The organism is Bradyrhizobium sp. 62 (assembly GCF_023073035.1).
Lineage (GTDB): Bacteria > Pseudomonadota > Alphaproteobacteria > Rhizobiales > Xanthobacteraceae > Bradyrhizobium.
On record NZ_JADPIT010000015.1, the window covers coordinates 1,486,834 to 1,495,266 of the forward strand.

An 8,433-nucleotide genomic window follows, 5' to 3' on the forward strand; every position below is an offset into this window, starting at 1 on the left:
GTCGTTTCCGGCCTCGCGCGTCGCTCAGCACCTCACGTCCGCGTCCGCATCCGCATCATGAAGCTGTCGAAGCTCAGCTCGGCGACCTGCATCCAGGCCAGCGATTCGCTGCGGAAAGCCGTCAGGCTCGCATACATCTTGCCGAAATGCGGATTGGTCTTGGCGAGATCGGCGTAGATCTCGTTGGCCGCGCCGTAGCAGCTTTCGAGAACTTCCTGCGGGAATGGCTTCAGGATCGCGCCGGCCACCAGCAGACGCTTCAGCGCCGGCGGATTGACGTAGTCGTATTTGCCGGTCACCCAGGTGAAGGTATCGCGCGACGCGGCATCGACCGCGGCCTGGTAGTGCTTCGGCAGCGTGTTCCACTTGTCGAGATTGATGATGTTGTGACCCTGGCCGGTGCCTTCCCACCAACCGGGATAGTAATAGTACTTCGCGACCTTCACGAAGCCGAGCTTCTCGTCGTCGTAAGGCCCGACCCATTCGGCCGCATCAAGCGTGCCCTTCTCCAGCGCGGGGTAAATATCGCCCGCCGCGATCTGCTGCGGCACGCCGCCGACCTTGGCGATGATCGTGCCGGCAAAGCCGCCGACCCGGAATTTCAGTCCCTTGAGATCGTCGATCGACTTGATCTCCTTCCGGAACCAGCCGCCCATCTGCGCGCCGGTCGACCCGGTCGGAATGCCGATGGAGTTGTATTCCTTCAGCAGATTGTTGATCAGGTCCTGGCCGCCGCCCCACTGCAGCCACGAAATGTGCTGGCGCGTGTTCAAGCCGAACGGCAGCGACGTGCCGAACGTGAAGGCGGGGTTCTTGCCCCAATAATAGTACAGCGCGGTGTTGCCCATCTCGACCGTGCCGTTGGCGACGGCGTCGAGCACCTGCAGGCCCGGCACGATCTCACCGGCGGCGAATGCCTGGATCTGGAATCGATTGTCGGTGATCTCGGCGACGCGCTTGGCGAAATACTCGCAGCCGCCGTAGAGCGTATCGAGCGCCTTCGGCCAGCTCGCGGCATATCGCCATTTGATCTCGGGCATCGACTGCGCGATCGCCGGCGCAGCGACGGCACTCGCGGCCAGGCCCAATCCGCCTGCCGTCAGGAATTTACGACGTTCCATGCGCTTCCCTCCGTTAAGTCGATGCTTCGACTTGGGGAACGATCTTGGTGTCGTCTTGTCTTCGTCGACGCTCGACGTTTTCTGTTGAGACGTTGTGGCGTTTCCGAACGGCCCTTGCGGGCACTGGGAGATGGAATTCCGATCGTTGCGGTTCCGCGCGCGAGGATGACCGGGCGCTTCGCCGGAATCAAGCCTCATCGGCGCCTCGCAGCTGCGAACACCGGCCTGACGCAAGTCGGGCCTGCACGCGATCTGCTATTCAGTCGCGCCAAAACCAGGGAGGCTCGCGCATGACGGGCAAGAAAGTCGTGGTCGCCGGAGCGAGCGGTCTCGTCGGCAATGCCGCGTTGCGACACTTCGGCCTGGCGGGAGGGTGCGATGTGATTGCCCTGTCCCGGCGGAAGCCGCGCGACCTCTATGGTGCCCGTCATGTCCCGATCGACCTGACCAGTGCAGCGGATTGCGAGCGCGCCGCCTCGGAACTGAGCAGCGCAACGCATCTGATCTACGCCGCGCTCTACGAGGCGCCGCAGCTCGTCGACGGCTGGCGCGACCCGCAGCAGATCAAGACCAACGATTTGATGCTGCGCAATTTGATGGGTGCGCTCGAGCCTGTGGCGCCCCGCCTCAGGCATGTCGCCCTGTTGCAAGGCACCAAGGCCTACGGCGTCCATGTTCGCCCCTTGGCCGTGCCGGCCCGCGAAGGCCGCTCCGAAATGTACGAGCAGCCCAACTTCTATTGGGCGCAGGAAAACTTCCTGCGCGACCTCCAGACCGGCAAGAGCTGGCATTGGAGCATTCTGCGGCCGGTGCTGATCGTCGGCCTCGCCATGGGCGGCGCCATGGATTTGATTCCGCCGCTCGGCGTCTATGCCGCGATGCTGCGCGAGCAGGGCAGGCCGCTCGATTACCCCGGCGGCGCCGCGCGGGTGGGGCAGGCCGTCGATGTCGATCTCCTCGCCCGCGCCGTCGCCTGGTCGGGCGAGGCCGAGGCCGCGCGCAACGAAGCCTTCAACGTGACCAATGGCGACGTCTTCACCTGGGAGAACATCTGGCCTGCGATCGCCGATGCACTGGAGATGAAGCCGGGCAAGCCGGTCCCGCTGTCCCTCGCCAGGGCGTTTCCAGACTGGGTCGGCCCCTGGGATGCGCTGCGGCGCAAGCACGACCTTGCATCGCCTGCGCTGGCCGAATTCGTCGGCCTCTCGTTCCAATACGCCGACTACAGCCTGCGCTACGGCCAGACCGAATCCGGTCCGCCCTCGATCGTCTCGACCGTGAAGATCAACCGCGCCGGCTTCACCGAGATGATGGATACGGAGGATATGTTCCGGAAGTGGTTCAGGCAGGCGAAGCAAGAGCGGCTGCTGCCTTGAGGCAGAGCCAAAACCGATATGTCGGGGATGGTTGCCCAAGTCAGTTTGTGACCCGGAACGGTCCTCTGGCCGAGCCGGTTCGAACGGCTTCAAATCTGACTTATCTGGACTTCTGTCGCAACCACCGTGAGGGACGGACATCACCTAGGGCGGGAATCCTTTGTAGCGGCGAAAAGTCGACTTTCCAAAGATCAAGTTCAAACAGCTCGTCGCGCTGATCGAGGTTCAACGCGACCGACACCAGCACTCCATCGGCATCATCGAATTCGCATTCGCCAATACATCGGCCGAAACGCCGGTCTGCAGCACCGACAAAGAGAAGGCTACCCATCCCACCGTCGTTCATTTCGTCGACGAGGCCAAAATGGTCCTGAAAGGGTGAGTGCTGACCTAGAATAAAGGCAACCAGATCACGCTCTTTGGGGGTGAGTGGGCGTGGCATCTTCTTTCTCGTAGCGGCTGGTGTGCATTGGCTATATCACGTCGCGCTCGCGATGTCCGTTCTGGCCCATGGCGGAAGTGTCCTGCACAATGCGCAAGAGCGGCTTTTGATCGTAGAGGACATAGTCTCGTTCTTGCTGTCCTCCTTAGACCGAGACCGAGGTTGCCAACACGAATACGACTAATTTTGCACTTGCTGGTCGGACTGCTCTGCGCCTTAGGGATGATAACAGTAGGTGCTTTAAGTTACGAAGTGATACGGCCCTTTTTCTTGATCGCTTAGACGCCAGCAACCTGGCTGGTTCGTCTTTCAAACGCACTATGTCCACCGACAGGCGTAAGATGCTTTCTGGGGTCGGTCAGTCAAGGTGCGCATCATTTTTGGTTTGGGCTATGCCTCCTTGGCTTTTAGTGGATTGTTTTGTCGCTCGCGATCTGGCCGCGCTTCCGTTTGCCTCGATCGCCTCCACCCGAGAAAAAGGATTGCAGCTTGCCGTACTGGGTCAAACGAATTCTTCTGAAATCAGGAGATCTTGTGACCGAGCAGGAGCTTGGTCGCGATGAGAACTATTTTCAGGGGCCCGCGCCTATTGTGGGCGATGTGATAAACGTTCGCTGCCACGGTAGGAATTTTAACGCTAGAGTCGTTTGGGGAAATTGGCCCGGGAGAAATCATGCAGCGGAGACAGTTGTGCCGCTTCGGGTCGAAGAGATTTAGCGTGGCTGCTGTTGGCCACATAGGAGGGTATCCGGTCCGAAGTGCAATAGCGGCTTTTGCCCCATAGCGGACAAGCGAATTCTCCATTTTGGAGTCTCGGCTTTCCTTTGCGCCTTTGAATGTCCACGACTACGGTTGAGAAATGTAATCTCTCAATGTGCGGTCGCGAACAATGAAAAGGCCAGTTATTCTGATCTCACTGATCGCGCTTGCTTGGGGGCTTATTAATCCCGCCGTGATGATCCGATACCGTCTTGTGGCGGAAATGGAATGGAACGGTCAACCCCGAGCCGGGTCTGGTGTCATTCAGGTCATCTACAGCCGCAATATTCCGTTCCTCGGTTCGAGGGGAGGCATGAACTCTGCGGTAGAGGGCGAGGCCGTTTCGATCGACATTGAACCGAACGACACGCTTCTCGTGTTGCTCCACGCGGGGCCCCTTAGTGTTCGCTCGGGGCCGGAAGACATCATCCCAAATCTCTTTGGCGTCGTGAAAGGCGGTTTCGGTTCCGAAGACTTCTCGCGAATCAACGCCATTAAAGGTCAGCGCGAGGTGCCGTTGGAGTTATTGCCAGCGATGGTGAGAGTTCGAAACACGAAGGACCCGAAAAGCGCGGTTCTGTTTGTGCCTCCGGGTGGTCAACATCCAAATCAGGACCTGATTCTCAAACGGGTCGTGATTGAGATTGTCTCCTCGGGAATTTGGCCATTCAATGAATTTGGCATTACCGGCACAGGAATTACGCGTGCAATTCAGAGCAAATTGCCGTGGGTTGATAGTGAAGAGAGCCGAAAAGCCTTCTATGGGGGGCTCTACGACAGCGGGTTTCGTCCGAATGGGACTGTCGAAACAAAGTCTCTATTGATGAGTGGACGATGAGATTCCTGCGGCTCCCTGACATGTCCGCTTCTGATGCTGTGGACGGCTCCTCCCCGGGCACGAGAGTGCCAAAGACTGGGCGCCGTTTAAGGCTCCCACGATTCGGAGGAGCAGCCTATGCAGTCAATTTCAACGATTGGTCTGGATATCGCGAAGTCGGTCTTTCAAGTGCATGGGGTCGATGCAGCCGGCCAGGTGATCATACGCCGTCAGCTCAAGCGCCGTTTCGTGCTGTCCTTCTTTGAGAAGTTGCCCCGTGCCTCGTGGGGATCGAGGCTTGCGCGTCCTCGCATTATTGGTCGCGCGAGCTGCAGGCGTTGGGGCATACGGTGCGATTGATGCCTCCGGCCTATGTGAAGCCCTACGTTAAGCGGCAGAAGAACGACAGCACCGACGCGGAGGCTATTTGCGAGGCGGTCACAAGGCCCAACATGCGGTTCGTGCCGACCAAGACCATCGAACAACAGAGCTGTCTGATGCTTCATCGCGTGCGCCATCTCTTCATTCGCCAGCAGACTGCCGTCATCAACTCGATCCGGGCATATCTGGCCGAGTTCGGGATTGTTGCCCCCGTCGGGCGCAGGGGTGTCGAACAGCTGTTAGAAGTCGTCGCCGATCCAGCCGACCGCCGAGTTCCGGAGGTGGCCCGCGCGTGTCTTGCGGCTCTCGGCGGCCAGTTGCGGGCACTGAAGGCTCAAATCCTGGAGTTCCATAGGCGCATTATTGCCTGGCATTGATCAAACGCGACGAGCAAGCGACTGGATGCGATCCCTGGCGTCGGTCCAGCACTGGCAACGGCGCTAGTCGCGAGCGTTGCCGATGCCAAGACCTTCCGATCGGGGCGGGACTTCTCGGCTTGGGTCGGGCTCGTGCCGAAGCAGAACTCGAGTGGGGGCAAGGACAAGCTTGGCCGGATCAGCAAGCAAGGCGATCGCTATTTACGCAGCCTATTCACAGCGGGCGCACTCGCCGTGATCCGCTATGCCAAGATCCATGGCACAAGCCATCGGCCTTGGCTCACTGCGTTGTTGGCACGGCGCCCTACCAAGGTCGCAGCCATCGCACTCGCCAATAAGCTCGCTAGGATGGCATGGGCGATGATGGCCAGGAACGAACCCTACAATGAACCCGCCGGCCTTACGGCGTGAACGAGATCACAGCCGGTCATCCGGCTGTGACGTAACGCTTGGAAGGGCGAACAGCACTAATGCAGCGCCGGTCGATCCGGCGATCAGGACAACCCACATGGGCCAGGGCATCTTCGAATGCGTGCTTTTGATCGGGACCTGATCCGCGGAGGGCATTATGGCCAGCGGTCATGAGTACCGCACAAGAAGGCCGAACACATGGCTGCTCCGACCAACGCCGCAAGTGAAGATTCTCCTTGCCAACCCGGAGCCGTCCACACATGGCCCCATAGCTGACCTGAGTCGATGTTCAGCTTGAGTCCGCAAAGCGTCGGCCAGCGGAACATCGCTCGGGCCGCACCAATGAATCTGGATTTATGAGTGCACAGCCTGATCTGCACTTACGAACGCCGCTTCCATTGCCTTCCGCGTCTTGATCGTCTCGTTGCCTGCGTCGAACTCGACATCGCTCCAGCGCACGAGCTCGCCATGGGCGACGTCGTGCTTCAGCTTCAGCCGATGCGCCAGCCCGATTGGCAGCGCGCCGGCCTTGAGGCTCGCGGCCGCCGGCACCAGCTTGCCCCACACCGTGTAGCCGCCTTCGCCGTCCAGCATCTCGCCGGCGCGCAGATTGCGTTTTGCCACGGCGGCGACGTCGCCGCGGAAACCATGGGGCTGCCCGGTCGGCTCGCCCCGCAGGGCTGCCGACAAGACCGAGATGTTCAGCTCGAGGCCGATCAGATGGTACGGCTTGTACATCGCCGCGTACCGTCCGCTGCCGTCGGTCTTGAGGCCGTACTGCCTGAAGCAGTCGGCCGCGTAGTCGTTCGGCGCCTCGAGCACGACGTAAACGCCCCAGCGCAGATCGCGAAACACCGGCCTTCCGTCGCGCTCAAGCGAGGAGACCACTTCCACGACGCCCGATCGCTCCAGCACGCCGCCCTTGCTGCGCGGCCGCATGATATGCGGGAGGTCGTCGACGCCGCAGGGTGGAAACAGCAGGCCCTCCGCAGGCACGTCCAGTCCGCAGGCATTCGCAATCGCGGCCATCTCGATCGCCGATTTGGTGCCGTCGAGGAAGGAGTTGAACATCTGCGGATTCATCCCGGCCGATTGCGCCTCGCCCGCGGTCAACCCGTAATGCTGCCAGACGCTGTCAGGCGTCACGTCGTGATAGGCCGGCAGATATTTTGTGCCTTTGCCGGCGGCAACCACGTGAAAACCGGTGGCGCGAGCCCAATCCACCATCTCCGCGGTCAGCGCGGGCTGGTCGCCATAGGCGAGCGAATAGACCACGCCCGCCTTGCGGGCTTCCTCGGCGAGCAGCGGACCCGCGAGCACGTCGGCCTCGACATTGACCATCACGATATGCTTGCCGGCCGCGATCGCCGCACGGGCGTGCTTGATGCCGGCGGCCGGATTGCCGGTCGCCTCCACCACCACGTCCATCGCGCCGCCGGCAATGGCACGCGCGCCGTCGTCGGTGAAAACAGTGGCGGCGATCCGCGCCGCGTCCCATCCCACGGTGCGGCAGGCCTCGCGCGCGCGGTCGCGATCGATGTCGACGATGATGGGCACCTCCAGTCCCGGCGTGTGGGGCACCTGCGCCAGGAACATCGAGCCGAATTTACCGGCGCCGATCAGCGCCACACGGACGGGTTTGCCGGCGGCAGCGCGGGCCTGGAGGAGGCGGAAGAGGTTCATGGGACGGTCCTGCGAGGCAGAAATTGGTGAGGGGCGTGTTTCTATCAGATCGTCATGGCCGGGCCTGACCCGGCCATCCACGTCTTGCCGGCAGCGATCGTCTCAAGGCGTGGATCCCCGGGCCTTTGCGTCGCCGAAGCGGCTTCGGCCGCGCAGGCGGGACAAGCCCGGCCACGACGACCGAGGATGTTTTGCGACCAAGTCTACTCCGCCGCCTGCCGCGGCGCACGGGCGAGCCGGACCAGTGCGTCGTCCTCCACAGTCTTGATCGGCGCAAAATCGCGATGCGCGATGTACTCCGGCCGCGTCGGGGTGCGGATGCAATTCGAAACCGCGTTCAGCGTCAGGTATACGATCTTGCGCGGGTAGGGCGTGATGTTGCCGGCCGAGCCATGCACGAGATTGCCGTGGAACATCAGCATGCCGCCCGGCTTGCCGGTCGGCGCCACGATGCCGCCCTGCTTGACGAGGCGCGTCACGGTCTCCTCGTCCAGCGTCCACAGCGGATAGGAGGTCGTCGCAAGGTCGTGCGAGGCCTTGAGGTCGCCGGCGTTCTGGCTCTGCGGCACCAGCATCAGCGGGCCGTTGATCGGCATCACCTCGTCGAGGAAGATCGCGATGTTCATCGCGCGCGGCTCTGGCATGCCGTCGTCGCGCTTCCACGTGCCGTAATCCTGGTGCCATTGCCAGACGTCGCCGGTGAAGGCGGATTTTGCGTTGATCTTGAACTGGTGCATGTAGACCTGCTCGCCGAACAGCTGCTCGACCGGGTCGATCATGCGCGGATGCGCACCCAGAATGCCGAACGCCTCGTTGTAGAGATGCGCGGCAAAGGCGGTGCGCGGCGCGCCGCTCTTCTCGCGCCAGACTTCCGGCCGGTTCGCGTCATAGATGGCGACCGCCTCGCGCGCGAGGAGATCGACCTCCTCCGGACTGAACAATTCGGGCAGGAACAGCCAGCCCTCGCGGTGGAAGAACTCCAATTGCTCCTGGGACAGTTTCACGGCGCATCCTCCTATTTTAATTTTTGTTATCGCTCGTCATGGCCGGGCTTGACCCGGCCATC

6 protein-coding genes and 1 pseudogene are annotated in these 8,433 nt (G+C 61.5%); 3 read left to right on the top strand and 4 right to left on the bottom strand.

All coding sequences use genetic code 11. The features are described 5' to 3' along the window. Positions 1-32 precede the first annotated feature (32 nt). A complete protein-coding gene (locus IVB47_RS17810; protein ID WP_027565590.1) occupies positions 33-1,121 on the bottom strand; it encodes an ABC transporter substrate-binding protein in 1,089 nt (362 codons plus the stop codon). 290 nt (positions 1,122-1,411) lie between these two features. Here IVB47_RS17810 and IVB47_RS17815 point away from each other — a divergent pair, with 290 nt between their 5' ends. After that, the gene (locus IVB47_RS17815; RefSeq protein ID WP_247462893.1) at positions 1,412-2,497 is read left to right on the top strand and encodes an NAD-dependent epimerase/dehydratase family protein; all 1,086 of its coding nucleotides are present in this window, start codon (positions 1,412-1,414) and stop codon (positions 2,495-2,497) included. Between the two features lie 100 nt (positions 2,498-2,597). Here IVB47_RS17815 and IVB47_RS17820 read toward each other — a convergent pair whose 3' ends face one another. Continuing rightward, positions 2,598-2,939 carry a hypothetical protein gene (locus IVB47_RS17820; protein ID WP_247462894.1) on the bottom strand — a complete coding sequence of 114 codons (342 nt, stop codon included), beginning with the start codon at positions 2,937-2,939 and terminating at the stop codon, positions 2,598-2,600. An 889-nt stretch (positions 2,940-3,828) separates the two neighbouring features. Here IVB47_RS17820 and IVB47_RS17825 point away from each other — a divergent pair. Together IVB47_RS17825 and IVB47_RS17830 are read left to right on the top strand one after the other, a co-directional pair. Further along, a complete protein-coding gene (locus IVB47_RS17825) occupies positions 3,829-4,536 on the top strand; it encodes a hypothetical protein (RefSeq protein WP_027565587.1) in 708 nt (235 codons plus the stop codon). Positions 4,537-4,653: 117 nt separating this feature from the next. After that, a pseudogene (locus tag IVB47_RS17830) lies at positions 4,654-5,684 on the top strand (IS110 family transposase). Positions 5,685-6,038: 354 nt separating this feature from the next. Here the strand turns inward: IVB47_RS17830 and IVB47_RS17835 are convergent. Together IVB47_RS17835 and IVB47_RS17840 are read right to left on the bottom strand one after the other, a co-directional pair. Next, a complete protein-coding gene (locus tag IVB47_RS17835; protein WP_247462897.1) occupies positions 6,039-7,367 on the bottom strand; it encodes a Gfo/Idh/MocA family oxidoreductase in 1,329 nt (442 codons plus the stop codon). A gap of 203 nt (positions 7,368-7,570) precedes the next feature. Further along, the gene (locus IVB47_RS17840) at positions 7,571-8,371 is read right to left on the bottom strand and encodes a phytanoyl-CoA dioxygenase family protein (protein ID WP_247462899.1); all 801 of its coding nucleotides are present in this window, start codon (positions 8,369-8,371) and stop codon (positions 7,571-7,573) included. Between the last annotated feature and the right edge of the window lie 62 nt (positions 8,372-8,433).